Source organism: Cypionkella sp., from assembly GCF_036782355.1.
GTDB lineage: Bacteria > Pseudomonadota > Alphaproteobacteria > Rhodobacterales > Rhodobacteraceae > Cypionkella.
Window position 1 is genome coordinate 1 of the sequence record NZ_DAIPZF010000043.1, and the last position, 24,918, is coordinate 24,918.

Annotated in this window: 26 protein-coding genes; 12 read left to right on the forward strand and 14 right to left on the reverse strand. The window is 57.6% G+C overall.

Annotated elements, in window-relative coordinates:
* Window positions 1-365: 365 nt before the first annotated feature.
* The 5 genes from V7Q10_RS13680 to V7Q10_RS13700 all read right to left on the reverse strand — a co-directional run bounded on the left by V7Q10_RS13680 (window position 366) and on the right by V7Q10_RS13700 (window position 6,062).
* Entirely contained in the window at window positions 366-965 is a 600-nt protein-coding gene (locus tag V7Q10_RS13680) for a sulfite oxidase heme-binding subunit YedZ (protein WP_333869681.1), read from the reverse strand.
* The gene (gene msrP, locus V7Q10_RS13685) at window positions 965-1,861 is read right to left on the reverse strand and encodes a protein-methionine-sulfoxide reductase catalytic subunit MsrP (RefSeq protein WP_333869706.1); all 897 of its coding nucleotides are present in this window, start codon (window positions 1,859-1,861) and stop codon (window positions 965-967) included. The genes V7Q10_RS13680 and msrP overlap by 1 nt, the downstream gene beginning before the upstream one ends.
* A 139-nt stretch (window positions 1,862-2,000) precedes the next feature.
* Entirely contained in the window at window positions 2,001-3,152 is a 1,152-nt protein-coding gene (gene dnaJ, locus V7Q10_RS13690; RefSeq protein ID WP_333869682.1) for a molecular chaperone DnaJ, read from the reverse strand.
* A gap of 66 nt (window positions 3,153-3,218) precedes the next feature.
* On the reverse strand, window positions 3,219-5,126 hold the full coding sequence (gene dnaK / locus V7Q10_RS13695; RefSeq protein WP_333869683.1) for a molecular chaperone DnaK: 1,908 nt from the start codon (window positions 5,124-5,126) through the stop codon (window positions 3,219-3,221).
* A gap of 237 nt (window positions 5,127-5,363) precedes the next feature.
* The gene (locus V7Q10_RS13700) at window positions 5,364-6,062 is read right to left on the reverse strand and encodes an ABC transporter permease (RefSeq protein WP_333869684.1); all 699 of its coding nucleotides are present in this window, start codon (window positions 6,060-6,062) and stop codon (window positions 5,364-5,366) included.
* A 271-nt stretch (window positions 6,063-6,333) separates the two neighbouring features.
* Here V7Q10_RS13700 and cysQ point away from each other — a divergent pair, with 271 nt between their 5' ends.
* The 8 genes from cysQ (at window position 6,334) to V7Q10_RS13740 (ending at window position 15,510) form a co-directional block, all read left to right on the forward strand.
* Window positions 6,334-7,128: a 3'(2'),5'-bisphosphate nucleotidase CysQ gene (gene cysQ / locus V7Q10_RS13705; RefSeq protein ID WP_333869685.1), complete on the forward strand. Its 795-nt coding sequence runs from the start codon at window positions 6,334-6,336 to the stop codon at window positions 7,126-7,128.
* Complete coding sequence (locus V7Q10_RS13710) at window positions 7,125-7,913, forward strand: 3-deoxy-manno-octulosonate cytidylyltransferase family protein (RefSeq protein WP_333869686.1); 789 nt, start codon at window positions 7,125-7,127, stop codon at window positions 7,911-7,913. Before cysQ ends, V7Q10_RS13710 begins: the two co-directional genes overlap by 4 nt.
* Complete coding sequence (locus tag V7Q10_RS13715) at window positions 7,910-9,124, forward strand: glycosyltransferase family 2 protein (RefSeq protein ID WP_333869687.1); 1,215 nt, start codon at window positions 7,910-7,912, stop codon at window positions 9,122-9,124. The genes V7Q10_RS13710 and V7Q10_RS13715 overlap by 4 nt, the downstream gene beginning before the upstream one ends.
* Before the next feature lie 177 nt (window positions 9,125-9,301).
* Window positions 9,302-10,195, forward strand: coding sequence for a UTP--glucose-1-phosphate uridylyltransferase GalU (gene galU / locus V7Q10_RS13720; RefSeq protein ID WP_333869688.1), 894 nt, complete (start codon window positions 9,302-9,304; stop codon window positions 10,193-10,195).
* Window positions 10,196-10,200: 5 nt separating this feature from the next.
* On the forward strand, window positions 10,201-11,376 hold the full coding sequence (locus V7Q10_RS13725; RefSeq protein ID WP_333869689.1) for a glycosyltransferase family 4 protein: 1,176 nt from the start codon (window positions 10,201-10,203) through the stop codon (window positions 11,374-11,376).
* Window positions 11,377-11,430: 54 nt separating this feature from the next.
* Complete coding sequence (locus V7Q10_RS13730; protein ID WP_442885877.1) at window positions 11,431-12,420, forward strand: glycosyltransferase family 2 protein; 990 nt, start codon at window positions 11,431-11,433, stop codon at window positions 12,418-12,420.
* A complete protein-coding gene (locus tag V7Q10_RS13735) occupies window positions 12,417-14,114 on the forward strand; it encodes a DUF5927 domain-containing protein (protein ID WP_333869691.1) in 1,698 nt (565 codons plus the stop codon). The genes V7Q10_RS13730 and V7Q10_RS13735 overlap by 4 nt, the downstream gene beginning before the upstream one ends.
* Before the next feature lies 1 nt (window position 14,115).
* Entirely contained in the window at window positions 14,116-15,510 is a 1,395-nt protein-coding gene (locus V7Q10_RS13740; RefSeq protein WP_333869692.1) for a nodulation protein NodH, read from the forward strand.
* Here V7Q10_RS13740 and V7Q10_RS13745 read toward each other — a convergent pair.
* The 7 genes from V7Q10_RS13745 to V7Q10_RS13775 all read right to left on the reverse strand — a co-directional run bounded on the left by V7Q10_RS13745 (window position 15,507) and on the right by V7Q10_RS13775 (window position 20,214).
* Window positions 15,507-15,974, reverse strand: a complete 468-nt coding sequence (locus V7Q10_RS13745; RefSeq protein WP_333869693.1) for a PTS sugar transporter subunit IIA — start codon at window positions 15,972-15,974, stop codon at window positions 15,507-15,509. The genes V7Q10_RS13740 and V7Q10_RS13745 overlap by 4 nt on opposite strands.
* Before the next feature lie 28 nt (window positions 15,975-16,002).
* Window positions 16,003-16,578 (reverse strand): ribosome hibernation-promoting factor, HPF/YfiA family, encoded by a 576-nt coding sequence (gene hpf, locus V7Q10_RS13750; protein ID WP_333869694.1) that lies wholly within the window; start codon window positions 16,576-16,578, stop codon window positions 16,003-16,005.
* 212 nt (window positions 16,579-16,790) lie between these two features.
* Complete coding sequence (lptB, locus tag V7Q10_RS13755; RefSeq protein WP_333869695.1) at window positions 16,791-17,543, reverse strand: LPS export ABC transporter ATP-binding protein; 753 nt, start codon at window positions 17,541-17,543, stop codon at window positions 16,791-16,793.
* Window positions 17,543-18,037 carry an LptA/OstA family protein gene (locus tag V7Q10_RS13760; protein WP_333869696.1) on the reverse strand — a complete coding sequence of 165 codons (495 nt, stop codon included), beginning with the start codon at window positions 18,035-18,037 and terminating at the stop codon, window positions 17,543-17,545. The genes lptB and V7Q10_RS13760 overlap by 1 nt, the downstream gene beginning before the upstream one ends.
* A gap of 11 nt (window positions 18,038-18,048) precedes the next feature.
* A complete protein-coding gene (locus V7Q10_RS13765) occupies window positions 18,049-18,651 on the reverse strand; it encodes a hypothetical protein (protein WP_333869697.1) in 603 nt (200 codons plus the stop codon).
* A complete protein-coding gene (locus V7Q10_RS13770; RefSeq protein WP_333869698.1) occupies window positions 18,651-19,619 on the reverse strand; it encodes a KpsF/GutQ family sugar-phosphate isomerase in 969 nt (322 codons plus the stop codon). Before V7Q10_RS13770 ends, V7Q10_RS13765 begins: the two co-directional genes overlap by 1 nt.
* Window positions 19,600-20,214 carry a ribonuclease D gene (locus tag V7Q10_RS13775; RefSeq protein WP_333869699.1) on the reverse strand — a complete coding sequence of 205 codons (615 nt, stop codon included), beginning with the start codon at window positions 20,212-20,214 and terminating at the stop codon, window positions 19,600-19,602. Before V7Q10_RS13775 ends, V7Q10_RS13770 begins: the two co-directional genes overlap by 20 nt.
* Before the next feature lie 270 nt (window positions 20,215-20,484).
* On the opposite strand from V7Q10_RS13775, the gene V7Q10_RS13780 reads away from it, so the two are divergent.
* Window positions 20,485-21,231 carry a COG4280 domain-containing protein gene (locus V7Q10_RS13780; protein WP_333869700.1) on the forward strand — a complete coding sequence of 249 codons (747 nt, stop codon included), beginning with the start codon at window positions 20,485-20,487 and terminating at the stop codon, window positions 21,229-21,231.
* On the forward strand, window positions 21,231-21,437 hold the full coding sequence (locus V7Q10_RS13785; protein WP_333869701.1) for a hypothetical protein: 207 nt from the start codon (window positions 21,231-21,233) through the stop codon (window positions 21,435-21,437). Before V7Q10_RS13780 ends, V7Q10_RS13785 begins: the two co-directional genes overlap by 1 nt.
* Window positions 21,438-21,488: 51 nt before the next feature.
* Here V7Q10_RS13785 and V7Q10_RS13790 read toward each other — a convergent pair whose 3' ends face one another.
* Window positions 21,489-22,247: a COG4705 family protein gene (locus tag V7Q10_RS13790; protein WP_333869702.1), complete on the reverse strand. Its 759-nt coding sequence runs from the start codon at window positions 22,245-22,247 to the stop codon at window positions 21,489-21,491.
* An 8-nt stretch (window positions 22,248-22,255) separates the two neighbouring features.
* A complete protein-coding gene (locus tag V7Q10_RS13795; protein WP_333869703.1) occupies window positions 22,256-22,651 on the reverse strand; it encodes a hypothetical protein in 396 nt (131 codons plus the stop codon).
* A 163-nt stretch (window positions 22,652-22,814) separates the two neighbouring features.
* Between V7Q10_RS13795 and V7Q10_RS13800 the strand changes: the two genes are divergently transcribed.
* Both V7Q10_RS13800 and V7Q10_RS13805 read left to right on the forward strand, forming a co-directional pair.
* Window positions 22,815-23,492 (forward strand): winged helix-turn-helix domain-containing protein, encoded by a 678-nt coding sequence (locus V7Q10_RS13800; RefSeq protein ID WP_333869704.1) that lies wholly within the window; start codon window positions 22,815-22,817, stop codon window positions 23,490-23,492.
* Window positions 23,493-23,535: 43 nt separating this feature from the next.
* Window positions 23,536-24,831: a sensor histidine kinase gene (locus tag V7Q10_RS13805; protein WP_333869705.1), complete on the forward strand. Its 1,296-nt coding sequence runs from the start codon at window positions 23,536-23,538 to the stop codon at window positions 24,829-24,831.
* Window positions 24,832-24,918: the final 87 nt, after the last annotated feature.

The following is a 24,918-nucleotide window of genomic DNA, read 5'->3' on the forward strand; positions in this document are numbered from 1 at the left end:
GCCGATGCGCCCAAACCGCCCACATATCCCTTCAATTCCATCAATGTCAAAGAGCCATCTTCCGACAAAATTTCCGACGAGCGCTAATCTCTTAGCGCTTCATCGATAACCGCATCTTCTGATTTTCCGAACAATTCCAACCGCTTCCGCGTCTTCCAAGCTCGTAACCGTCACTGTTTCGCTTCGGTAAGGCGGTGTTTAGGCAAACTCAACAGAACCCGCAATAGCAAAAAACGCCTATAGACCCACTTTTTTACAGTTTTGTGAATATTCCCATGAAATCGATTGGTTAGCGGAAGCTTCGACCTGATTTCCCCCCATTTTGCGCAACAATCTTACACCGCCGCACTATCCCAACTTACGACTCAGGCTGTTTGCAGCACAGCTTTGCGAGATTTAAGTCGGCGCGCAATCAAAAGACCCGCCGCAACAGCAAAATAAAGCGCTGATTCCAACGTGTAGACTTTGCCGATCAAGATGAAATGCACCGCGCCAGCCAAAACGGCTGGGTAGACCAGCCAGTGAAGCTGCTTCCAGCGCTGCGCCCCCATGCGTTTGATCGACCAAAGATTCGATGTAAACGCCAAGGGGATCAAAGCGACAAAAGCCGCAAAGCCGATGATGATATAGGGACGCTTGGTCAGGTCAGTCAGGATGACCGACCAGCGCAGCCCCAGATCCAGCACCGACCAAGTCAAAAAATGCAGCGTGATGAACATAAAGGCCATCAAGCCCAGCGCCCTACGAAATTTCAGCAAATTGATGCCGCCCCACCGCAGCGGGGTGATACAAAGCGAGGCGATCAGGATTTGCAGCCCACGCGTGCCCAGATCACGCTCCAGCACTTTGGCCGGGTCTGGGGTCTGCACCGCGCCATAGACAGTCCATACCGCCAAGGCGATTGCGGCCAGATAGAAAACCCAAGTCGGGGTCTTGCGCGCGGCCCTGTTGATGAGGTCTTGCATCAATAGTCCTTGGTCAGATCTTGACCGCTATAAAGGCTGGCGACCTGATCGCCGTAACCGTTGAACATCTGCGTATCGATGCGGCCAGCAAAAAGACCACCGCCGACGCGGCGCTCGGTGGCTTGCGACCAACGCGGATGATCGACCTCTGGGTTCACATTGGCGTAAAAGCCGTATTCATTCGCCGCCAAGGTGTTCCACGTTGTCACCGGCTGGGTCTCGGTCAGGCTGATGCGCACCAAAGCCTTGGCGGATTTGAAGCCATATTTCCACGGCACCACCAGCCGGATCGGCGCGCCGCTTTGATTCGGCAGCGGTTTGCCGTACAGACCCGTCGCCATAAAGGCCAAAGGATGCATCGCCTCGTCCAACCGCAACCCCTCGCGGTAGGGCCATTGGATGCTGCCGCCGTTTTGACCACGCATTTCCGAAGGGCGCACCAAGGTTTCAAAGGAGACATATTTCGCGCCAGCCTGAACCCCAAGCTTGTTCAACAAGGCCGACAGCTGGAAGCCCTGCCACGGAATGATCATCGACCAAGCCTCGACACAGCGGAAGCGGTAGATCCGCTCTTCGATCGGCATATCGCCGATAAGATCCGCCAAAGCATAGGTGCCGGGATTGTCGACCAGACCATCCACCTTGATCGACCACGGATCGGTGGTCAGCGCGCCTGCGTATTGCGCGGGATCGGTCTTATCATAGCCGAATTCATAATAGTTGTTATAGCTGGTGATCGCCTCATAGGTGTTGGGCGTCTCGTCGGTGGAATAGGGGCCGGCGGCAAGAGCGGGACCTGCGGCAAGGGCTGCGGCACCGGCGATCAGCTGGCGGCGGTTCAGGAAAAGATGTTCGGGGGTAACATCTGCGGCGGTATAATCGGGTTTGAACAAAATCTGAGGCTCCTCTGCATTTGGACAGAGGATGCTGCATTTGCCGCTAAATTCCAAATCATCTTGCGTCACATATGCGCCAGCAGATTGAAACATTGGCGCCGTGATCGAAAAAGGGCGGCATTTTCTGCCGCCCCTTTTGTTAGCCCTTCATTCCATCCCAAAAGCTTTTGACCTTGGTGAAGAAACTCGAGCCTTCGGGGTTGTTGTCGGTCGCAAGCGTGTCGAATTCGCGCAGAATCTCTTTCTGACGCGAGGTCAGATTGACCGGCGTTTCCACCGCAAGCTCGATCACCATATCGCCTTGGCCACCCCCGCGCAGCGCTGGCATGCCCTTGGCGCGCAGGCGCATTTGCTTGCCAGTTTGCGAGCCGCTGGGCACTTTGACCCGCGAATTGCCGCCGTCGATGGTGGGAACCTCGATCTCGCCGCCAAGGGCTGCGGTCGCGATGCTGATCGGCACGCGGCAGAACAGATGCACGCCATCGCGCTGGAACAGCGCATGCTCTTTCATCTCGATAAAGATATAAAGATCGCCCGAAGGTCCACCGCGCGCGCCGGCCTCGCCTTCGCCCGCCAACCGAATACGGGTGCCGGTTTCGACGCCTGCCGGAATATTCACCGAAAGCGAGCGGTCTTTTTCGATCCGGCCATGACCACGGCAGGATTTGCAGGGGTTCTTAACGATCTGACCCGCACCACTACAGGTTGGGCAGGTGCGTTCAACCGTGAAAAAGCCTTGCTGGGCGCGGACTTTGCCCATGCCCGAACAGGTGGGGCAGCCCACGGGTTCAGCCCCGCCTTCGGCTCCGGTGCCGCGACAAGTGTCACAGGTGACCGCGGTTGGCACATTGATGGTTTTCTGAACGCCGGAAAACGCCTCTTCCATGCTGACGCGCAGGTTATAGCGCAGGTCAGACCCACGCTGCGCCCGACTGCGGGCATTGCCACCGCCCCCCCGGCCGCCCATGAAATCGCCGAACAGATCTTCGAAGACATCCGAGAAGGCCGAGGAAAAATCGCCCTGCCCGCCATAGCCGCCGCGCTGACCGCCGCCGCCCATGCCACCTTCAAAGGCCGCATGACCATAACGATCATAGGCCGCCTTTTTATCGGCGTCCTTCATAACCTCATAGGCTTCGTTCAGTTCTTTAAACTGGGCTTCAGCATTTGGATTGTCGGAATTCCGGTCGGGGTGCAGCTCTTTGGCTTTGACCCGATAGGCCTTCTTCAATTCCTCCGCCGAGGCACCACGCGAGGCACCAAGAACCTCGTAGTAGTCACGCTTTGCCATTGCAAAACCCTTTCCTTGGAACAAAGAGGGCGGCCATGACGGCCGCCCTAGATCATTCCCGGCGGTTTACTTCCGCTTGTTGTTGCCGAGATCCTCGAAGTCAGCGTCGATGATCTCGTCATCCACGCTGCGCTGCTCGTCCTGATCGTCGCCATCCGACGCGTCGGCGCTGGCTTTGTAGATCGCCTCGCCCAGCTTCATTGCGGCTTCGGTCAGGTTCTGGATCGCGCCTTTGATCTTGCTTGCACTGTCGCTTGGCAGGGCTTCTTCCAAAGCCGCCATCGCAAATTCGATCACTTCGACGGTCGAAGGATCGACCTTATCGGAATGCTCGGCCAGCGATTTCTTGGTCGAATGCAGCAGGCTCTCGCCCTGATTCTTGGCCTCGACAAGCTCGCGACGGTCCTTATCGGCTTCGGCATTTGCCTCGGCGTCTTTGACCATTTTCTCGATATCCTCATCAGACAGGCCGCCCGAGGCTTGAATGGTGATCGCTTGCTCTTTGTTGGTGCCCTTGTCTTTGGCCTTAACCGACACAATGCCGTTGGCGTCGATGTCGAAGGTCACTTCGATCTGTGGCATGCCGCGCGGCGCTGGCGGGATGTTTTCCAGATTGAACTGGCCCAGCATCTTGTTGTCGGCAGCCATTTCCCGCTCGCCCTGGAACACACGGATGGTCACGGCGTTCTGGTTGTCTTCGGCGGTCGAGAAGATCTGGCTCTTCTTGGTTGGAATCGTGGTGTTGCGATCAATCAGGCGGGTAAACACGCCGCCCAAAGTCTCGATGCCCAACGAAAGCGGGGTGACGTCCAGAAGAACCACATCTTTGACGTCGCCTTGCAAAACGCCGGCCTGAATGGCGGCACCAGCGGCCACAACCTCATCAGGGTTCACACCCTTATGCGGCTCTTTGCCAAAGAACTTGGTCACTTCTTCGATCACGCGTGGCATGCGGGTCATACCGCCCACCAGCACCACTTCGTCGATGTCAGACATCGACAGGCCAGCGTCTTTCAACGCGTCCTTGCAGGGCTTCATCGACTTTTTGATCAGATCGTCAACCAGCGATTCCAGCTTGGCACGGGTCAGCTTGACCACCAAGTGCAGCGGCTGGCCGGTCGATTTATCCATCGAAATGAACGGCTGGTTGATTTCGGTCTGCTGGCTGGACGACAGTTCGATCTTGGCCTTTTCAGCCGCTTCTTTCAGACGCTGAAGCGCCATCTTGTCCAGCGACAGGTCAACGCCATGCTCTTTCTTGAACTCATCGGCCAAGAAATTCACGATGCGCATGTCGAAATCTTCACCGCCAAGGAAGGTGTCGCCGTTGGTCGATTTCACTTCGAACAGACCGTCGTCGATTTCCAGAATGGTGATATCAAAGGTGCCGCCGCCAAGGTCATAAACCGCGATGGTTTTCGATTCTTTGCGGTCAAGCCCATAAGCCAACGCAGCCGCAGTCGGCTCGTTGATGATGCGCAGCACTTCCAAACCGGCAATCTTGCCCGCGTCCTTGGTGGCCTGACGCTGAGCGTCGTTGAAATAGGCAGGAACCGTGATCACGGCCTGGGTGACAGATTCGCCCAGATAGGATTCAGCGGTTTCTTTCATCTTTTGCAGGATGACAGCCGAGACCTGAGCAGGCGAATATTTCTCACCACGCACTTCGACCCAAGCATCGCCATTGCCGCCGTTGACGATTTTATACGGCATGTTCTTCTGATCTTTCAGAATAACCGGATCGTCGTGACGACGCCCGATCAAACGCTTGACCGCGAAGACGGTGTTTTGTGCGTTGGTCACGGCCTGACGCTTGGCGGCTTGGCCAACCAGACGTTCGGTTTCCGTGTAAGCAACGATAGACGGCGTCGTGCGCGCGCCTTCAGCATTTTCGATGATCCGGGGCTGCGAGCCGTCCATGATGGCAACGCAAGAGTTGGTCGTCCCGAGGTCAATACCAATGACTTTAGCCATGAGTGGTCCCTTTCTTTCGGCGATGTTGAGGGGCGAAACCCGTTAAGGCATTCCGTCCCGATCCCATGAGACACGGAGCAAGCACCCGCCTGCATCCGGCTTCGCAGGGTTATATAGGGAGGTCGATTTGTCCCTGCAAGCACCGGCACGCGGTTATCGCATGCCGAATTTAAGGAAAACTCTATCTGCCTGCGATTTTCTGGCGCTTTCGACCGGTCTTGCAGCACAACTTTGGCGTTATCGGCGCGCACCCCAGCTGAGCGAGGCGTGTTTCTTGGTAAAGTTTTCCGCCATCAAACCGATCACAATCAACACAAAGGTCATCACAAGCGGATATTCCAGCGAGCTGTTGCGCGGGCTATAATTTTCAAACATATAGCCGCGCGTCTGATCAATGCAGTGAAACAGCGGGTTCCAAGAATACATATAAAGCATGCGCTCGGACAACGAATTTCCCAAAAACATCTTGCCGGAAAAGATCATATTTGCCCGCGCATAAAGCGTGGTCACAATGCCAAAAGCTTCGGGTTGCCAAGGCGTTGCCGCCTTAAAGATCATGCCAACACCAATCCCCGAGGCCCAAGCCAGCAAAAACATACCAAAAACCCCGACGGGATCATAGATCGTGATCCGATTCATCAGCGTGTGATAGAAAAACAGGATGCAAAACGCCGAAAGCGTCTGAAGATACAGCGCACTGAGCGCCGAGGAACAGATCGCCACGATGGTGTTCATCGGCGAGTGCTGCATCATCGCCGATGTCGGGCCATCAGATTTGGATACGGCCATCAAAGACTTGGAATGGGTGGCAAAATTAAACACACCCGACATGATGTACAAAGTGAAATCACCCCGCACTGCCGAACCACGCATGCCCAAAAGATTGAACATCACAATCATCACGCCAACCATAACCAAGGACTGAATGATATTCATCACCAGCCCCAAGACAGCATTGCCGCTGCTTTTTCGGATATTTCTGATCGAGGCGTGAAAAATCAGCTCCAACAGAGCCATGGTTGTCGCAAAAGGTGTTTTCTTGGTAACTGGACGAAACATTTAACCGCATCTCACTCTTCGACTTGGGTCTTTATAGATCGAAAATCTTGCTGTTCCCTTGCCAAAACAGGATAAGGGCAGCGTAAGTATTAATCAACAAGGCGGCAGTTGTATGGCAAAAGCCCGACGGCGACCGATAGGAGAGACCATGAATTTTGACGTCCTTATACCCGTGATCCGCCGTCTTGCATTAGAAGCAGGCGATCGTATCCTTGAAGTCTATCACGGGCCCGATTTCGACGTAAAATCAAAATCTGATGCCAGCCCTGTCACCGAAGCCGATGAGGCAGCCGATGCGCTGATTTCTGCCGGTCTGCGTGCCGCCTTTCCGGATGTAACCCTGATCACCGAAGAGCAAGCCGACAGCCATGCGCTGACGGCCTCGACCTTTCTGATCGTCGATCCGCTGGATGGCACCAAAGAGTTCGTGCAGCGGCGCGGCGATTTCACCGTGAACATCGCCTATGTTGAAAATGGCGTGCCTCTGCGCGGGGTGGTCTATGCGCCCGACAAAGGCCGTCTGTTCTATACCCAAGCCGATGGCACTGCGGTTGAAGAAACCGGCGCGTTTGATAAAGCCCTCGCTGGCCCCGTGACGCCTTTGCGGGTCTCGACCCCTGATAATGCGGCACTGATGGTGGTGGCCTCGAAATCGCATCGCGATGCGGCAACCGATGATTACATCAGCAAATACGCGGTCAAAGATATGACCAGCGCCGGATCCAGCCTCAAGTTCTGCCTGATCGCCACCGGCGAGGCTGATCTTTACCCCCGCCTTGGCCGCACCATGGAATGGGACACCGCCGCAGGCGATGCCGTGCTGCGCGGGGCGGGCGGCCATGTGGTGCGCTTTGACGACCACAGCCCGCTGGCTTACGGCAAATCTGGCTGGGACAATCCGTTTTTCATCGCGCTGGCCGCAGGGGTTGAGTTGAAAAAATGAGCGTTCTGATCGCCATCCCCGCCCGCTATGCCAGCAGCCGCTATCCCGGAAAACCTTTGGTCAGCCTGCGCGGGCCTGATGGTGAAAAGACCCTGATCCGCCGCAGTTGGGAGGCCGCGATGCAAGTGCGCAGCGCCGATCGCGTGGTGGTGGCGACCGATGACGCGCGCATTCGCGACCACGCCCAAGCCTTTGGCGCCGAGGTGGTGATGACCTCGGGCAGCGCGCAAAACGGCACCGAGCGGTGCGCCGAGGTGGCGGCGCAGCTGACCGGCTTTGATATGGTGGTGAACCTGCAAGGCGACGCGCCACTTACGCCGCATTGGTTTGTCGAAGACCTGATCGCAGGGCTGGCCGCTGATGCAGCGGCCGAAATCGCAACGCCGGTTCTGCGCTGCGATGGCCGCGCCCTGAACGGCCTGCTGGCAGATCGTCGCGCCGGGCGTGTGGGCGGCACCACGGCGGTTTTTGATGCGCAGATGCACGGGCTTTATTTCTCCAAGGAAGTGATCCCCTTTACCGCCCAGCCCTATGCTGACGCCGATCCGACGCCGGTGTTTCACCATGTTGGCGTCTATGCCTATCGGCCCAGCGCGCTGGCGGCCTACCCCTCGTGGCCGATCGGTCCGCTTGAACGGCTTGAAGGGCTCGAACAGTTGCGGTTCTTGGAAAACGGCCGCCGCCTGCTTTGTGTCGAGGTGCAGGCAAAGGGTCGCCAGTTTTGGGAGCTGAACAACCCAAGCGATGTGGCGATGATCGAAGCGATGTTGGCCGCCACGGCATGACCGCCACCCAGATCAGCGTGATTGTTGTAAGCCGCCACAGACCGGCGGCCCTACAGCGCTGTCTTTTGGGGCTTACGCAGCAGGATCACACCGATTTCGAGGTGATCGTCGTCGCCGATCCGCAGGCCGCAGCCGAGGTTGCCGCTCTGGCCAAACCGATCAAGCTTGTGGCCTTTGATCAGGCCAATATCAGCGCCGCGCGCAATGCAGGGCTTGCCCAAGCGGCGGGGGCGGTTGTGGCCTTTATCGACGATGATGCGGTGGCCGAACCAACATGGCTGTCGCGGCTTGTCGCGCCGTTTTCTGATGCGCGGGTGATCGCCTCGACCGGCTATGTGCGCGGTCGCAATGGCATTTCCTATCAATGGAAGGCCTGCGAGATCGGGGCGGATGCCCAAGACCATGCCTTGCAGATTGACGCCCTGACCCTACGCGCAGGCACGCCGCAGCTTGCGGTGAAAACCCAAGGCACCAATTGCGCCTTTCGCGCCGATACCCTGCGCGCCATTGGCGGCTTTGACCCCAGCTTTCGGTTCTATCTAGACGAGGCCGATGTCAATCTGCGCATGGCGGGTCTTGGCCTGACCGCCATCGTGCCCGAAGCGCAGGTGCATCACGGCTTTGAAGCAAGCGCCCGCCGCGCCGCCAACCGTGTGCCGCTTAGCCTGTTTGACATCGCCGCCAGCACCGCGCTGTTTCTGCGCCGACATCAGCCTGCGCCCGATCTGGCAATGGGCTTGCGGCAATTGTCGCATCGCGAGGCCCAGCGTCTGAGCCAGCACCGCCGCACAGGCAGGCTGAATGCACGGGCAGAAACCGATTTGCTGCTGTCGATGGCCAAAGGCTGGGCCGCGGGCTGCACAGAACCTCTTTCCCCGCTGGCCCCACTTGTCCAGCCCAAGACCGGCTTTCTTAATTTTCCCAGCTTTGGGCCAAGCAAAGGTAGCGTTTTGTGCGGCCGCTTTTGGCAGAAAAGCGCTTTGATGAATGCGGCAAAGCACAGCGCGCAAAGCCGAGTAACAACGGTGATCTGCCTGTCGCCCACAGCGCGACCGCATCAGATGCGGTTTCAACCAGAGGGGTTTTGGCTGCAAACTGGGGGCCTCTTTGGCCGCAGCACGCGCGATGGACCTCGCCTTGTCTTTAGCAGTTTTCAGAACCGCATTTTGCAAGAAACAGCGCGTTTCGCCGCATTTCGGCCCATAAATTAGCTTATTTTTAAGGTAAACAACCTCTGCCGGTGTTTTTTCCCCTTTGGTATCCAAGCGCCAAAGGCTATGCTAAACGTGTGGCATTGTAGCGTTACAAAAGATTAATTGCTCTGTGGTCTATACACCCCTGCGCGCTTTGATCGCAAAAGTAACGCAGCTGATTAAAGGCAAAGGCAGATGAAAATTAAAAAAGTTACCAAAGCAGTTTTTCCCGTGGCAGGGCTGGGAACACGTTTTTTACCCGCGACAAAATCTATCCCGAAAGAGATTATGACTTTGGTCGATCGTCCGCTTATTCAATATGCAATCGACGAGGCGCGCGCGGCAGGCATTAAGGAATTCATCTTTGTTACCTCGCGCGGGAAATCGGCGCTTGAGGATTATTTCGATCATTCCCCCGAGCTTGAAAGCACACTGCGCAAAGCCGGCAAAGACGCCTTGCTCGAGATTCTGAAAGAAACCAATATGGACTCGGGGGCGATTGCCTATCTGCGGCAGAACCGGCCGATGGGCTTGGGCCATGCCGTTTGGTGCGCGCGCCGTCTGATTGGCGACGAACCTTTCGCGGTTCTTCTGCCCGATGATGTGATCGCATCAGAAAAACCCTGTTTGCAGCAGATGATCGAGGCTTACGAACAGACAGGCGGCAATATGGTCGCCGCGATGGAGGTGGCTCCGGCCAGGGCCTCGTCTTACGGGGTTTTGGACATCGAGGAAGATCTGGGTGCGATCGTGCGGGTCAAAGGCATGGTCGAAAAACCCACGGCCGAAGAAGCGCCTTCGAACCTTGCCGTGATCGGCCGCTATATTCTGTCGCCGAAAGTCTTGACCAATCTTAACAAACTCAAGCAGGGCGCGGGGGGCGAGATTCAGCTGACCGACGCCATCGCCGAAGAGGCCAAAAGCGGCAATGTCTTTGGCTATCGCTTTCGGGGTCAGCGCTATGATTGCGGATCTAAGGCGGGCTTTTTGCAGGCAACCGTGGCCTTTGCTTTGGCGCGGCCAGATCTGCGCGATGAGTTTGGCGAATATCTGACCGATCTGATGGCCTTGCAGCAGGCTGCTCAGTAACACCCATGACTTTTGCGCGCCTGCTGGATGTGACGCGGCTGGTGTCGCGGCTGGGCAAGGGACCACAGACAGGCATTGATCGGGTTGAACAGGCCTATCTGGCAGAATTTCTGGCGCAAAGCCCAGCCGTCTTTGGGCTTGTGCGCACGGCTTTGGGATTTTTACTGCTTGACCGCGAGGGCCTTATAGCCCTGCGCGATCAAAGCGTTGATCTTGGCTTCGCAGATTTCGCCAGCCGCTTGGCTTGGCGCAAAGATCCCGCCCGCGCCCGTGCCGAGACGGGTCTTCGAGGTCTGGCGGTGGCGCGCTGCCTGCCGCATCGGCTGGCAGCGATGTTGCGGGCCAAGCTGCCGCGCGGTGCCATTTATTTCAACACCGGCCATGCCAACCTCGATCAAAGCACGTTGCGCCGCATCGCCAAGGCCACGGTCGGCCTTGTGGTGTTGGTTCATGACACGATTCCGCTGGACCATCCCACGCTTTGCCGCCCCGACACGCCAGAGCGGTTTCGCCAGGCGATGCAGGCGGTCTCGGCCTTGGCCGATCTGGTGATTTTCAGCACGCAAGACGCCCGCCGGCAGGCCGAAGTGCATTTTGCGCGCTTTGGTCGGGTGCCTAACGCGGTGGTAGCACCGCTGGGCGTCGTGCCTGCTCCGCCAGAGCCGCTGACCTTTACCCCAAGTCAGCCCTATTTTCTGTGTCTCGGCACCATCGAGCCGCGCAAGAATCACGCGCTTTTACTGGATATCTGGCAAGAGCTGCCGCAGCCGGTGCCGCAGCTTTATCTTGCCGGCACTCGCGGTTGGGCCAGCGCCGATCTGCTGGCACGGCTTGACGCTTTGCCAAAAGATGGGCCGGTGCAACTGCTGACCGGACTAAGGGACGGCCAGATTTCCACCCTGCTTTCGGGCGCACGGGCCTTGCTGTTTCCCAGTTTGGCCGAAGGCTTTGGCATCCCCGCCTTCGAGGCCGCTGCACAGGGCACGCCGCTGGTGCTTTCGGATATTACCGTCTTTCAAGAGATCGCGCCCACCTCGGCAATTCTGCTTGATCCCACCGATATTTATGCCTGGCGCGAAACAATAGGTTATCTTGCGGCGCATAAGCATATATATCATACTCAAATAAACCCACCGACTTGGCGGGGGCACTTCAACCTTGTGTTTACTACACTCGCTTAAGGTTAGGCATCAACGAGGATAAAAAGGTAGGCCTTGGGCATTTTTTCGCAATATATGCTGCGTTTGGCGCGCAAGCGCTGGCGGTTCCGTGCCTTTCGCAAACGGCGAGAGTTGCAAAGCGTTGTGAACCGCACCAAGGCGATTAAGCCCGAGCAGATCTTGCTGTTCTCGACCCTGCGAAATGAGCGGGTGCGTCTGCCGTTTTTCCTGCGCTATTATCGGTCTTTGGGCATCAGCCATTTTCTGATCGTCGATAATAACAGCGACGATGGCAGCCGTGAATATCTTGCCGCCCAACCCGATGTGTCGCTGTGGACAACCAAAGCCAGTTATAAGCGGTCGCGTTTTGGGGCGGATTGGTTGAACTGGCTGCAATCGAAATATGGTCACGGCCATTGGACCTTGGTCGTCGATCCTGACGAGTTTTTCGTTTACCCCTTCAGCGACACGCGGCCGCTGCGGGCTCTGACAGATTGGCTGGATGCAAGCTCGATCAAATCCTTTTCCGCCATGCTGCTCGACATGTACCCCAAGGGCCCGTTTGATCTGACGCCCTATCAGGAAGGCCAAGACCCCTTTGATCTTGCGCCCTACTTTGACAGTGGCAACTATGTGGTGCAGCGGAATTACAAATTCGGCAACTTGTGGATTCAGGGCGGCCCGCGCATGCGGATGTTCTTTCAAGACATGCCAGAGCGCGCACCTGCCCTGAATAAAATCCCCTTGGTGAAATGGGATCGCGCTTACACCTATGTCAGTTCGACCCATATGTTGCTGCCGCGCGGCTTGAACCTAACCTATGACGAATGGGGCGGCGAAAAGGCTTCGGGCTGTTTGCTGCACGCCAAATTCCTCGACACCTTTGCACTTAAAGCCGAGGAAGAGATGCAGCGGCGCCAACATTACGCCAACAGCCACGAATACCGCGCCTATCGTGCGGGAGTCAGCACGCAGCCCGATCTGTGGTGCAAGTGGAGCGAGAAATACATCAACTGGCGTCAGCTGGAAATTCTGGGCCTGATGTCAAAGGGAAACTGGGCATGACGATTGGCTTTGTCATGCTGTGTCATACCGCGCTAGAGCGCGCGTCAGAGGTGGCGCGCCACTGGGCGATCCGTAACTGCCCTGTGGTGATCCATGTCGATCGCCGCGTGGCGGTGGCGAAATATGACGCGCTGGTAAAATCGCTTGCTGATCTTGAGAATATCCGCTTTTCGGGCCGGCATGCCTGTGAGTGGGGCACCTGGGGAATCGTTGCGGCAACGCAAGAAGCCTCGATGATCATGTTGCAGGATTTTCCGACGGTGCGGCATGTTTATCTGGCCTCTGGCTCTTGTTTGCCGTTGCGTCCGGTCGAGGAGCTCATTGCCTATCTGAGCGAGCGCCCACGCACCAATTTCATTGAATCCGTGACCACCGAAGACGTCGGCTGGACCATCGGCGGCTTGGATCTAGAGCGGTTTACCCTGCGCTTTCCCTTCAGCTGGCGTAAGCAAAGGCGGTTGTTTGACGGCTATGTGCGCTTGCAGCGGCGCTTGGGCTTTCGCAGGCAGATCCCGAAGGGCATCATGCCGCATCTTGGCAGCCAATGGTGGTGCCTAACCCGTCAAACCCTCAGCGCGATTCTGGAAAACCCTGATCGCGCCGAGATTGACAGCTATTTCAGCCGCGTCTGGATTCCAGATGAAAGCTATTTCCAGACCATGGTGCGGCAGGTCTCCGACTCGGTTGAAAGCCGGTCTCTGACGCTGTCCAAGTTCGATTTTCAGGGCAAGCCACATATCTTTTATGATGACCATTTGCAGTTGCTGCGGCGCTCGGATTGCTTTGTAGCGCGCAAAATCTGGCCACATGCCGATCGGCTGTACCAAAGCTTTATGGGCAATGAGCCAGGGGCGCAGGCAATTGCAGAGCCAAATCCCGGCAAGATCGACAGGCTGTTTGCCAAGGCGGTCGAGCGGCGGACCAAGGGGCGGCCGGGGCTTTACATGCAATCGCGGCATCCGAATGAAAACTGGGAAAACGGCCGCACTGCTGCGCCCTATTCCATGTTCGAAGGGTTTTCAGATCTGTTTGAAAACTTTGAAGTCTGGCTTGGCAAGGCCACGGGCACCCGTGTGCATGGCCATATTTTCGCCCCCGATGCGGTGAATTTTGCGGGCGGCGAAAAGATTTACAACGGCGCGATCTGCAACAGCACAGCGACACGCGACTATAATCCAACCAGCTTTTTGACAAATCTGATCTGGAACACCCGCGGCGAGCGGCAATGTTTTCAGTTCGGGCCACAGGACAATCAGACGCTGATCTACTTCATGGCCGGCGATCCTAATGCGCAGATCTCAATTATTTCAGGGGCTTGGGCGATTCCAATGTTTCACTCGAACCGGAATTTCTCGGATATCCGCAGAGAGGCCGCCCGCCTACAAAAGATCGAAGCGCATTTTCTGAACGAGCTGCGCAAACCTTGGGTCAAGGCACGCGTGCGAACATGGACGCTGGCCGAATTTGTTGAAAACCCGATGGAACCCTTGCAAAATATTGTCGATGAAATCAGCCCGCGCGCGATGCGACGGCTGACCGAGGCGCCACGCTTGGCGGATTTGTCCGGCTTTGGCCAATTCCTGCAAAACCTGCGCAATCAAGGCATGCAACCGGCCTTGATGGGCGATTTTCCAACGGGCGACGATCCACGCCCGCTTCATGCGCGTCGCGGGCGCCCCTATCTGGTGAAATAACGTGTCTCAATTTACGTCTTTTGTGGTGCTGGCCGAAATGCGCACTGGCTCCAACTTTTTGGAAGCCAATCTTAATGCTTTGGAGGGCGTCAGCTGCCACGGCGAGTCGTTTAACCCCTATCTGATTGGTGGCGAAGGCAAGCAAGAGATGTTCGGCATTGATATGGTCGGCCGCGACGCCGATCCCGCCGGCTTTTTGCGGGCGATGCGGGCGCAAACCAAGGGGCTGGCAGGCTTTCGCTATTTCTCCGATCACGACCCAAGGGTTTTTGATCTGGTGATGCAAGACAAGGCCTGCGCCAAAATCATCCTGACCCGTAACCAGTTGGAAAGCTTCATCAGCTGGAAAATCGCGATGGAAAGCGATCAGTGGTGGCTGGCCAATACCAAACATCTGAAAACCGTGCGGCCACGCTTTGATCTGGCCGAATTCACCGAACGTACGGCGGCGCTGCATCTGTTTCAAACCCGCATCGTGAATCGCTTGCAGGTGACCGGCCAAACCGCCTTTTATATTGATTATGAAGATGTGCGCGATCTGGATGTGCTGAATGGTCTTGCCGCGTTTCTTGGCGTCGAATCGCGGCTTAAGACACTGGATTTCCGCTTTAAAAAGCAAAATCCGGAACCAATTGAAGAAAAGGTTTCGAACCCGCAGGAAATGCGCCAAGGCTTGGCGACCCTCGATTGGTTCGACCAAAGTTTTGCCCCCAATTTCGAGCCGCGCCGTCAGGGCATGGTGCCGCAATATGTTGCCTCGGAGGGGGCGCCTTTGCTGTTCATGCCGATCAAGGCCGCACCAGAGTCGCCGATCAAAAAATGGCTGCAAACCTATGGCGCCTTGGTTCAGGATTTTGATCGCAACAGTCTGCGCAAATGGAAAGCTGGCAATCCGGGGCAACGCAGCTTTACCGTGGTCAGGCATCCTTTGGCGCGGGCCTATTCGGCCTATTGCGACCTGCTGGCCCGCGATTTCATGCCCGAGTTGCGACCCTATCTGAAGCGTGTGCATAAGTTTATCTTGCCGCCCAAGGGCAAGGGCTTTGAAACCGAGGCAGAGTTTCGTCACGGCTTTCTGGTGTTCCTTGAACTGGCAAAATACATGCTGGCAGGGCGGACCGAGTTGCGGATTTTGCCCGCATTTGCCACCCAAAGCGCGCTGATTCACGGGTTTTCGCAGGTGCAAAGCCCCGATATGCTGATCCGCGAGGACCGGCTGGCCGAGGGCTTGGCCTATCTGACGGCCGATGTTGGCATCCCGCTGTCACCGCCGCCGCAGATTAAGCTAAACGGCCCCTATGATCTGGCCAAGCTCTATGGGCCCGATCTGGAAGAGGCGGCGCAAGCGGCCTATAGCCGCGATTACATCGGCTTTGGCTTCAAACCCTGGGCCTAGGCCGCGGCCTGCGGCGTGCGCGCCTCGGTCAGAATCGCATGCAACTTGCCCGCGTCTGCATTTGCCCGCAGCTTGGCGCAAACATTGGCATCGCGCATGGTGCGCGAAACCAAGGCCAGCGCCTTAAGGTGATCAACCCCCGAATCCTTGGGCGCAAACAGCCCAAAGATCAGGTCAACCGGCTGACGATCAACGCTTTCGTAATCGAGCGGCCGTTCAAGGCGGATAAAGACGCCAAAAATCCGCTCAATGCCTTCCAGCCGCGCGTGGGGCAGCGCGATGCCATTACCAACGCCGGTTGGACCCAGACTTTCCCGTTCCTGCAACCCGTCAAACACATAGGCCGAGCTGAGGCCATAGGCTTGATAAGCCAGCTCTCCCAACTCTTGGAAGAGCCGCTTTTTTGCGGGAGTTTGGCCGAAAACCTTTACGGCTTCAGGAACAAGAAGTTTCGATAGATCCATCCGGCGTACTCTTTACCCTTGCAGGGATTTAATTGGTGTTGCGCGGGTCGATCCAGCCGATATTGCCATCTTCACGACGGTAAACAACATTCACGCCCGCATGTCCTTCGTTGCGAAATACCAGAAATTTCTGCGCCGACAGTTCCAACTGCATCACTGCCTCGCCCACCGTAATGTGCGGGATTTTGGCTTCCATCTCTGCGATGATGATGGGTTCGATGCCGCCGTTATCGTCGTCTTCGGGTTCCTCACTAGGAGCGATGATATAGGACGCGCCGCCGCCGAACTCAACAGGGCCCGGACGATTGTGGTGATGGTTGCGGATCCGCCGCTTATAGCGCCGCAACTGCTTGTCCATCTTCTCGCGGCAGGATTCGAAAGCGGCATAAATCTCGGTCGCATGACCCTTGGCCGAAGCACTTAGGCCGGTGGAAAGGTGCACGACAGATTCGCACACAAACTCATGTGCGGATTTGGAAAAGATCACCACGGCATCCGTCGGACGCTGGGCATATTTTTCGACGACTTCGCCAAGTTCAGACTTCACATGGGTCTGAAGGGCTTCACCGATGTCGATTTGTTTTCCAGTGATCTGATAGCGCATAATGCCTCCTTTTGCGCAAAAGTCATTGCCTTCCGTAAGACACGGAAAGGTTGACTTGTATTGATTTAGAGAGTGTTAGCGAGACCAACCGTCTTCGGTCGCGGGGCCTTGGTGTGGCCGCTTGGGTCTGAAGGGGCAAGGCGCATTTGGCTCGCATCCTTTATATTTGGGGACGCGTTAGGCCTCTTGTCAACTGTCGTCACACGAATGTTTCAATTGATCCGGAAATTTTCGCCCAAATAGACGCGGCGCACCATTTCGTCTTCGACGATCTCGGCGGCGGTTCCTGTTTTCAGCACCACACCATCGTGTAAAATATAGGCGCGATCGACGATATCTAGGGTTTCACGCACGTTGTGATCGGTGATCAACACACCAATGCCGCGCGATTTTAGATCATGCACAAGCTGGCGGATTTCCCCCACCGCAATCGGATCGACACCGGCAAAGGGTTCGTCCAGCAGCAGATATTTCGGATCAGCCGCCAGGCAGCGCGCGATCTCGACCCGACGCCGCTCGCCTCCTGACAGGGACAGGGCCGCAGCGCGCCGCAGATGGGTGATCGAAAACTCTGACAGCAAGGCCTCCAACCGCTCGCGGCGTTTGTGACGGTCTGGCTCACGAATTTCCAGCACGGCAAGGATATTATCTTCCACCGAAAGGCCCCGAAAGATTGAGACTTCTTGCGGCAAATAGCCAATCCCCAAACGGGCGCGGCGGTACATCGGCAGCGTGGTCACATCGCGCCCATCGATCAAAACCTGGCCGCTTTCGGGGGTGACAAGCCCTGCGATGGTGTAAAACGTCGTGGTCTTGCCCGAGCCGTTGGGGCCCAGCAGCGCCACAACCTCGCCACGCCGCAACTCAAGCGAGACATCACGGATCACCATGCGCCGCTTGTAACTTTTGCGGATATGCCGGATCGACAGGCCAAAATCGCCTTCAAGAGCGTTTGGGTCGGACATTACTTTTTCTTTCCGGGCACAAAGGTCGTCGTCACGCGCCCTTCCATCTGGCCGGTGCCCGTGGTCAGATCAATCACCATCGACTGCGCCGAAATCGCTGAGGGCCCTTGGGTCATCAGAACATTGCCCGTCAAGACCACCAGCCCCGTCGCCACGGTATAGACCGCATGATCGGCTTCCACCGCATCGCTGGCATTGACCAAAAGCACCTGACCATCGGCTGTGATGGTTTCAATCGCTTTATCTAGCTGAGAGTATTCAACAAAAAGCGTATTGGCCGAAAGCTTCATCTCGCCCTGAGTGACAACGGCATCGCCAGAAAACAGTGCGGTGGCATCGGCTTGGTTTATCGTCAGCGAGTCCGAGACCATCTCAACCGGCAACGACGTATCCGATTTGATACCGCCAAAACTGACTTGTGTGGTTTGCGCAAAGGCGCTGCCCGAGAGGATCAGGGCAAATGCAGCAGTCTGAACACATGTCCTGATCAACATAGACAATCCTATCACTCTTGCGGCCTGTATATCAGCCGCACCTTGCCTTTGAAAACCAGAAGATAGGACGCGCCTGCAACGGGTTGCGATAATACCATAGTTTCGGCGCTTAAATCGCCGATTGGACCGGTTGCGGTAATCGGCCCCGTGCTTTCGACGCGCGTCAGATCAGTGGCGACATCCAACCCTGGCGACAAGACCAGATAGCCCGCCCAGGATTGCAGTTTGGTGCCACCACTCAGAACCAAAAGGTTCTGTGCAGAGTTCAGCAAGGCCTCTGCCGCCGTCAACTGGGTGGCGGCACCCGCAGGCGTGGTCAGGGTGCCGAAGACCTCATGCATCGTACCCCCCGTCGAATTTGGCCGCGCCTGCGCTGCGGTCAGGGCGATGGTAGAGCCATCTGCGGCCACCGAAGCAAAACCGGCATCCGTCATCTTTGGGTCACGCAAACGATCAGCAACATCGACCGTCGCATAGGGAATCGCGGCCTCGGGGTCGATCTTGCGCGAGACCAAGAACAGCGTCGACAGCAGTGCCAAGGCCAGTAAAGGCAGCACAAGTTTCAGCACGCTCACCAGTCGCGAATGCAGATTGTCGCTTGCCGCACGCGCCATCAGATCACCCCAGCGCGCAGGCAATCATGAATATGCACGATGCCCAGCGCGACACCCGCCTGCTGCGGGTCGGCGACAAACAGACAGGTGATCTTGCCATCATTCATCATCGCAACCGCCAGTTCCGCCAAGGCATCAGGCGCCACGCTGCGCGGGCCGCGCGTCATCACAGCCCCCGCGGTCAGGCCAAGCAGCCCCTCCATATGCCGCCGCAAATCGCCATCAGTGATGATACCAACCAAGCGGTCGGCCTCGGTCACGCCAACAACGCCAAATCCCTTTTGGCTGATCACCAAAAGCGCCTCTGTCATCGGGCAATCGCTGCTGACCAGCGGCAGATCGCTGTGCATCAGATCGCGCACCTTCAACAGCTTGGCCCCCAGCTTGCCGCCGGGATGGAACAGCCGGAAATGTTCGGGCGTAAAGGCGCGATGCTCCATCAGCGCAATCGCCAAAGCATCGCCCAGCGCCAAGGTCATTGTGGTCGAGGTGGTGGGCACAATGCCGGTGTCGCAGGCCTCGGCGGCTTGCGGCAGGATGATCGCCACATCGGCCTGACGTGCCAAGGTGCTGTCGCGCTGACTGGCCACCGCAATCAAGGGGATGCCAAAGCGCCGGGTATGGGCGACGATATCGGCCAGTTCTGGCGTCTCGCCAGAGTTCGACAGCACCAGCGCCACATCGCCCTTGGTCAGCATGCCCAAATCGCCGTGGCTGGCCTCGGCGGGATGCACGAAATGCGCAGGCGTACCGGTGCTGGCCAAAGTCGCCGCGATCTTGCGCGCCACATGACCCGATTTCCCCATGCCCGAGACGATAATCCGCCCCGTGGCCGCCATGATCAGCGTCGCCGCTTGGGCAAAGCTTGGCCCCAGCCCCGCCGACAACAGCGCCAGCGCCTCGGCCTCGCGGCTGATCACGCGGCGGCCAACGGCCAGAAAGGCGGCTTCAGTGGTGGAAGAGGTCATGCGGCTCATCCCATCCCAACAAATCCAACTCGGCGCGGGTTGGCAGAAAATCAAAACACCGCTGCGCCAGATCCATACGATCTTCGCGGATCAAAATCGGTTCAAGCGCGGCTTTCAGCCGGTGCAGATACAACACATCCGACGCCGCATAGTCTTTCTGCGCCTCGGTCAGCACCTTTGCCCCCCAATCCGAGGTTTGCTGCTGCTTGGAGACATCGACACCAACCAGTTCGGTCAGCAAATTCTTCAACCCGTGCCGATCGGTAAAGGTGCGCACCAGCTTGCCCGCGATCTTGGTGCACCAAACCGGCGCGGTGGTCACGCCAAAGGCCTGTTTCATCGCGGCAATGTCAAAGCGGCCATAGTGAAACAGCTTGATCACCGCAGGATCCGTCAGCAAGCGCTCAAGGTTTGGGGCCGAGGTTTGGCCCTTGGCGATTTGCACCAGATGCGCATTGCCGTCGCCCGACGACAGTTGCACCAAACACAAACGATCCCGCTTTGGGTTCAGGCCCATCGTCTCGGTGTCAATCGCCACAACCGCGCCAAACTTCAGCCCCTCGGGCAGGTCATTCTTGTAAAGGTGGATCGCCACATCATGTTCCGTTCTTGCAAAGTTGCAAAGGAAGTAGACCCCAGCGACGCGGCGGTCAACGCAAGCCGTCCAACTTCGCAGGCTTTCCGCCCTGGCCAAGGCTTCAGAGCCGTCATTTACCGCTGAAAAGCTGATTTTATCGCCAGACGGGGGAACCCGCAGGCGGTGGGCAACACAAACGACTTGGCAGCGGCGATTGGTTTACGGGTAACAGCTTTGTCTTCAGGCCAGGATCGACTATGATAAAGCCGTGCCGACAAGGAACGATCGATGCCCACATTCACCGCCCTAAGCTCGACTGTCACCGCCGCCTTCCTTGGATCTTTGGTCGAGGTTGTCGAAGCTTTCACCATCGTTTTGGCCGTCGGCATCACCCGAAGCTGGAAACCGGCCTTGATCGGGGCCGGTTTGGCGCTGGCGCTCTTGGTGGGGCTGGTCGTGATCTTTGGTCCGCTGATCGCCCTGATTCCGATACATCTGATGCAATTTGTCGTTGGCGTTTTGTTGCTGATGTTCGGCATGCGCTGGCTGCGCAAAGCGATTTTGCGTGCGGCCGGAGTGATTGCTTTGCATGACGAGGCTATGGCCTTTGCCAAAGAGACAGACCTGTTGACCCGTCAAGCCGCCGAGCGTCGCGCCGATTATCTTGCCGGCCTGGCTGCCTTTAAAGCGGTGCTGCTGGAAGGCGTCGAGGTGGTGTTTATCGTCATCGCAGTTGGCACAGCACGAGGATTGACACTTTACGCCGGTCTTGGCGCATTGGCTGCTGTGATTTTGGTGGTCTGTGTCGGAGCCATTCTGCACAGGCCGCTAACTCAAATCCCGGAGAACACGCTGAAATTCGCGGTCGGCCTGATGCTGACGGCCTTTGGCGTTTTCTGGCTGGGAGAGGGGCTGGGTGCCGATTGGCCAGGCGCTGATCTTGCCTTGCTTTATATCCTCGCAAGCCTTGTGGCGGTCTCGGCAGGCACCGTCAGCCTTGCGCGCAGAGCCACCCCAAAAGCGCGGAGCCTGTGATGACCCTGCTCCGCGCGATCTTGGCCGAACTTCTGGCACTCTTTGTTGATGACAGCCGGCTTGCGCTGCAAGTGCTTGGGCTGGTCTGTGCAATAACAGCGCTGGTCAAACTTGCCGCTCTAGAGCCGCTGCTTGCGTCAGCCCTGCTGCTGATAGGCTGCATTTGCATCCTTGTGGCCAGCGTGCTGCATCGGGCGAAGTCCTAAGCTTACTCTGGCTGTTATCTGCCTGAACCAAAGCTGCTGACGCAGGTCTGCCTAAAGACTTGGCTGCGATTTAGCGGCTCTGGTCACGCTCATATAAGTGACGATGCCGATAATGGCCGCTAGAAACAACGCGCTGGTGATGATGGTGCCCAGACCCATGCCACCGTATTGGTGGGGTTGCGACAACAAATCGCCAAAAGAGGCACCCAACGGGCGGGTCAGGATATAGGCCAGCCAAAACCCAAGGATCGGGTCCAAGCCCAAAAAGGCATAGCCAAGCCCCAAAGAGGCGATGATCATGCCAAATAAAATCCCCGTCGCAAGATAGCCCAGCCCGAACAGTTCGGCCACCATATCGCCCGCAGCGGTGCCCAGCGCAAAGGTGAATAAGATCGCCAGCCAGTAAAACGCCTCGCGCCGAAAGCTGAAGACCTTATGGATCGACAGCGTCTTTTCACTGACAAACCACAGCGCAAAAGTGGCCGCTAATGCAAGACTGAACCCAAGCGTGGCCGTTATCAGCGAGACATGAAAGGTATCGACCAGATTGTCAGTGATCAAGGTGCCGACGATGCTGATCAGCACCACAGACAGCCAATAGGACCAAGGCACATAGGCCCTTTGGCCAAACTGCAAGACCAGCGCGGCGACCAAGATGGCGGCCATGATCAACGATGTCGCGGTCAGGCCAAAGCCAAGGTTGACCGCCAGATAATCGGCCGCCGTTTCGCCCATGGTCACCGCCATCAGCTTGATCAGCCAGAAATCAAGCGTGACTTCAGGCACGCGGTTCGGGGTGGGTCTATCCATCGTTTGGGTCATTTTTGCACCGAGGCGGCTGAAAGTGAGGTTTGCAGCGCGGCCAGTGTTTGGGTGATTGTGGCGGCATCGGGGGTCGCCGTACGCAGCGCGCGCAGAGCTGCATCTGCGGCGCTGTCGATCAGATCCCAAGCTGCGGGATCTATCGGGCGCAGGCCTTTGGCATTGTCATCCCATGCAATCTCGAAATCCTTAACGCGGGCCTTGGCCGCGGCGGGATCGCCCTTGGCTGCGGCTGTCTGCACATCAGCAATGATGGTGGCAAATGGCGTCATATCGCCAAGCCCTGCCGCAGCGGTGGTGCTGACACTGGCCTTGGCAAGAAAAATATTCGCTCCGGTAAAGGCTGCAACGGGCAGCGCGATCAGGGCGGTCGCAAGTAAGATTTGTTTCATGATAAAGCTCCGCAAACAGGTCCACATCGGCCTGCGTCGCGTCTGTAATCTGGCCAGCATACGGGTGACTTTCGCTCGGATTACAGATTTGTATGGTGGCCGAGAGCTTTGTGTTAGACCAAAGCCCTAGCGTTGCTGGCACAGACCTGAATGAAAGCGGCCCATGCGTATTTTGCTGATCGAAGATGACACCTCGGCCGCCGATTATGTCGCGCGCGGGCTGACCGAGCAGGGCCATATCTGCGATGTCTTGTCAGAGGGCACGGATGGCCTGTTTCAGGCCACGCGGGAAAGCTATGATGTGCTGGTGGTTGATCGCATGTTGCCGGGGCTGGATGGTCTTTCCTTGGTGCGGGCGCTGCGCGCGGCGGGGCGCAAGACGCCGGTGCTGTTTTTGACAGCGCTTGGCGGCATTGATGACCGCGTCGAGGGGCTAGAGGCGGGCGGCGATGATTATCTGACCAAGCCCTTTGCCTTTGCCGAGCTGCTGGCGCGGGTCAATGCTTTGGCGCGCCGTCCGGTGCTGCAAGAGGTGAAAACCACGCTGCGCATTGCCGATCTGGACTTGGATTTGATGCGCAGGCGGGCCACGCGGGGCGGCCAGTCGATCGAGCTTTTGCCCAAGGAATTCACCCTGCTTGAGGTCTTGATGCGCAACGAAGGCCGGGTGGTGACGCGCACCATGTTGCTGGAACGGGTTTGGGATTTCCATTTCGACCCGAAAACCTCGGTGGTGGAAACCCATATCAGCCGGCTGCGCGCCAAGATCGACAAACCCTTCGAGGTGGCACTTTTGCATACGGTGAAGAATATGGGCTATTCGATCCATGCGCCTCGCTGAGCTTTGGCGCCACAGTTCTTTCAGGCTGGCGCTTGGGGTAACCTTGTTCAGTCTGGCCACCCTGATGCTGGCAAGCGGCATTGGCTATGGGCTGTTGCACGCGCAGCTGACTGCGCGCCAAGATGCCCGAGTGACCGAGATTTTCGCGGCCCTGAAGCAGACCAGCCTGCAAGGCGATGAGGTCGATCTGATCGAGGCAATCACCACCCGCATCAACGCCAGCCCCGATCATGCCACGCTTTACCAGTTGCGCGATGCAAGCGGCAAAATTCTGACCGGCAATATCGCAGCCGCAGCCCTGCCTGCGGGCTGGTCCACCCTGCCTGCGGCGCAGCTTGGCATCGTGACGGATTATCCCTATCGGATGTTTTCAGGTCAGGCAGGGGGCTATGATCTGACTGTGGGCCTGAGCAACGCCGATCTGGATGATCTGCAAGAGATCGTCTTGAACGCCTTTGGCTGGGCCGCACTGATTGCGCTGATCGCCACCTTTGCGCTGGGAGCCTATCTTGCCATGCGGGTGCAGCGGCAGCTGTCAGGGGCCGAGGCCGCAATGGCGCGGATGGCGCAGGGCGATCTGACCGCGCGCCTGCCGGTGACAGGGCGTGGCGACGATCTGGACAAAATCTCGATTGCGATCAACGCCAGCCTTGCGCGGCTTGCCAGCCTTGTCGAGGCGATGCGCCAAGTCAGCGCCGATGTCGCCCACGAACTTCGCACCCCCTTGAACCGGCTGCGCATCCGCATTGAAACCGCCGCCGACAAGGCCGCTGCGGGGCGGGCGGTGGAGGATGATCTTGCCGCAGCGCTTGGCGAATGCGAGACGATCAATCAGACCTTTTCAGCCCTGCTGCGCATCGCGCAGATCGAAGGCGGCGCGCGGCGCGACCATTTTGCGCCCGTCGATCTCGCGGCGGTAATGACCAATCTGGCCGAGATCTATGCCGAGGTCGCAGCCGACGCGGGCATGGCGTTGCACTGTCAGACCGGAGGGCTTGCGAGGATTTGGGGCGATAAAGAGCTGCTGACGCAGGCCTTCGCCAATCTGATCGAAAACGCCATCCGGCATTGCCCCGCGGGCACGCAGGTCTTTTGCGCTGTCACAAGCTCGCAAGGCCGGGTGGTGGCCAGCGTCGCAGATACCGGCCCCGGCATTCCAGAATCCGAGCGCGATTTGGTTCTGCGCAGGCTCTACCGGCTTGAGAAAAGCCGCACCACGCAGGGCTCGGGTCTTGGCCTGTCACTGGTCAAAGCCGTGGCCGATCTGCACAGCGCAGCGCTTGAGCTAGAGGATGCCGCGCCGGGCTTGCTGGTGCGATTGACGCTGGCGCAGATCTAGCGGGCTCAGGCGCCAAAAATCCAGGGTTACAACATTGTAAGGCCGCCGAAAGGCGCTTGCGGTTTGGCAACGTCACAAGCGGGGCAA

What these genes read in the sequence shown, in the direction of transcription:
- V7Q10_RS13680 (WP_333869681.1), bottom strand. Translation starts at nt 965, where the DNA reads ATGCAAGACCTCATCAACAGGGCCGCGCGCAAGACCCCGACTTGGGTT.
- dnaJ (WP_333869682.1), bottom strand. Translation starts at nt 3,152, where the DNA reads ATGGCAAAGCGTGACTACTACGAGGTTCTTGGTGCCTCGCGTGGTGCC.
- dnaK (WP_333869683.1), bottom strand. Translation starts at nt 5,126, where the DNA reads ATGGCTAAAGTCATTGGTATTGACCTCGGGACGACCAACTCTTGCGTT.
- V7Q10_RS13700 (WP_333869684.1), bottom strand. Translation starts at nt 6,062, where the DNA reads ATGAATATCATTCAGTCCTTGGTTATGGTTGGCGTGATGATTGTGATG.
- cysQ (WP_333869685.1), top strand. Translation starts at nt 6,334, where the DNA reads ATGAATTTTGACGTCCTTATACCCGTGATCCGCCGTCTTGCATTAGAA.
- V7Q10_RS13710 (WP_333869686.1), top strand. Translation starts at nt 7,125, where the DNA reads ATGAGCGTTCTGATCGCCATCCCCGCCCGCTATGCCAGCAGCCGCTAT.
- V7Q10_RS13715 (WP_333869687.1), top strand. Translation starts at nt 7,910, where the DNA reads ATGACCGCCACCCAGATCAGCGTGATTGTTGTAAGCCGCCACAGACCG.
- galU (WP_333869688.1), top strand. Translation starts at nt 9,302, where the DNA reads ATGAAAATTAAAAAAGTTACCAAAGCAGTTTTTCCCGTGGCAGGGCTG.
- V7Q10_RS13725 (WP_333869689.1), top strand. Translation starts at nt 10,201, where the DNA reads ATGACTTTTGCGCGCCTGCTGGATGTGACGCGGCTGGTGTCGCGGCTG.
- V7Q10_RS13730 (WP_442885877.1), top strand. Translation starts at nt 11,431, where the DNA reads ATGCTGCGTTTGGCGCGCAAGCGCTGGCGGTTCCGTGCCTTTCGCAAA.
- V7Q10_RS13735 (WP_333869691.1), top strand. Translation starts at nt 12,417, where the DNA reads ATGACGATTGGCTTTGTCATGCTGTGTCATACCGCGCTAGAGCGCGCG.
- V7Q10_RS13745 (WP_333869693.1), bottom strand. Translation starts at nt 15,974, where the DNA reads ATGGATCTATCGAAACTTCTTGTTCCTGAAGCCGTAAAGGTTTTCGGC.
- hpf (WP_333869694.1), bottom strand. Translation starts at nt 16,578, where the DNA reads ATGCGCTATCAGATCACTGGAAAACAAATCGACATCGGTGAAGCCCTT.
- lptB (WP_333869695.1), bottom strand. Translation starts at nt 17,543, where the DNA reads ATGTCCGACCCAAACGCTCTTGAAGGCGATTTTGGCCTGTCGATCCGG.
- V7Q10_RS13760 (WP_333869696.1), bottom strand. Translation starts at nt 18,037, where the DNA reads ATGTTGATCAGGACATGTGTTCAGACTGCTGCATTTGCCCTGATCCTC.
- V7Q10_RS13765 (WP_333869697.1), bottom strand. Translation starts at nt 18,651, where the DNA reads ATGGCGCGTGCGGCAAGCGACAATCTGCATTCGCGACTGGTGAGCGTG.
- V7Q10_RS13770 (WP_333869698.1), bottom strand. Translation starts at nt 19,619, where the DNA reads ATGACCTCTTCCACCACTGAAGCCGCCTTTCTGGCCGTTGGCCGCCGC.
- V7Q10_RS13780 (WP_333869700.1), top strand. Translation starts at nt 20,485, where the DNA reads ATGCCCACATTCACCGCCCTAAGCTCGACTGTCACCGCCGCCTTCCTT.
- V7Q10_RS13785 (WP_333869701.1), top strand. Translation starts at nt 21,231, where the DNA reads ATGACCCTGCTCCGCGCGATCTTGGCCGAACTTCTGGCACTCTTTGTT.
- V7Q10_RS13790 (WP_333869702.1), bottom strand. Translation starts at nt 22,247, where the DNA reads ATGGATAGACCCACCCCGAACCGCGTGCCTGAAGTCACGCTTGATTTC.
- V7Q10_RS13795 (WP_333869703.1), bottom strand. Translation starts at nt 22,651, where the DNA reads ATGAAACAAATCTTACTTGCGACCGCCCTGATCGCGCTGCCCGTTGCA.
- V7Q10_RS13800 (WP_333869704.1), top strand. Translation starts at nt 22,815, where the DNA reads ATGCGTATTTTGCTGATCGAAGATGACACCTCGGCCGCCGATTATGTC.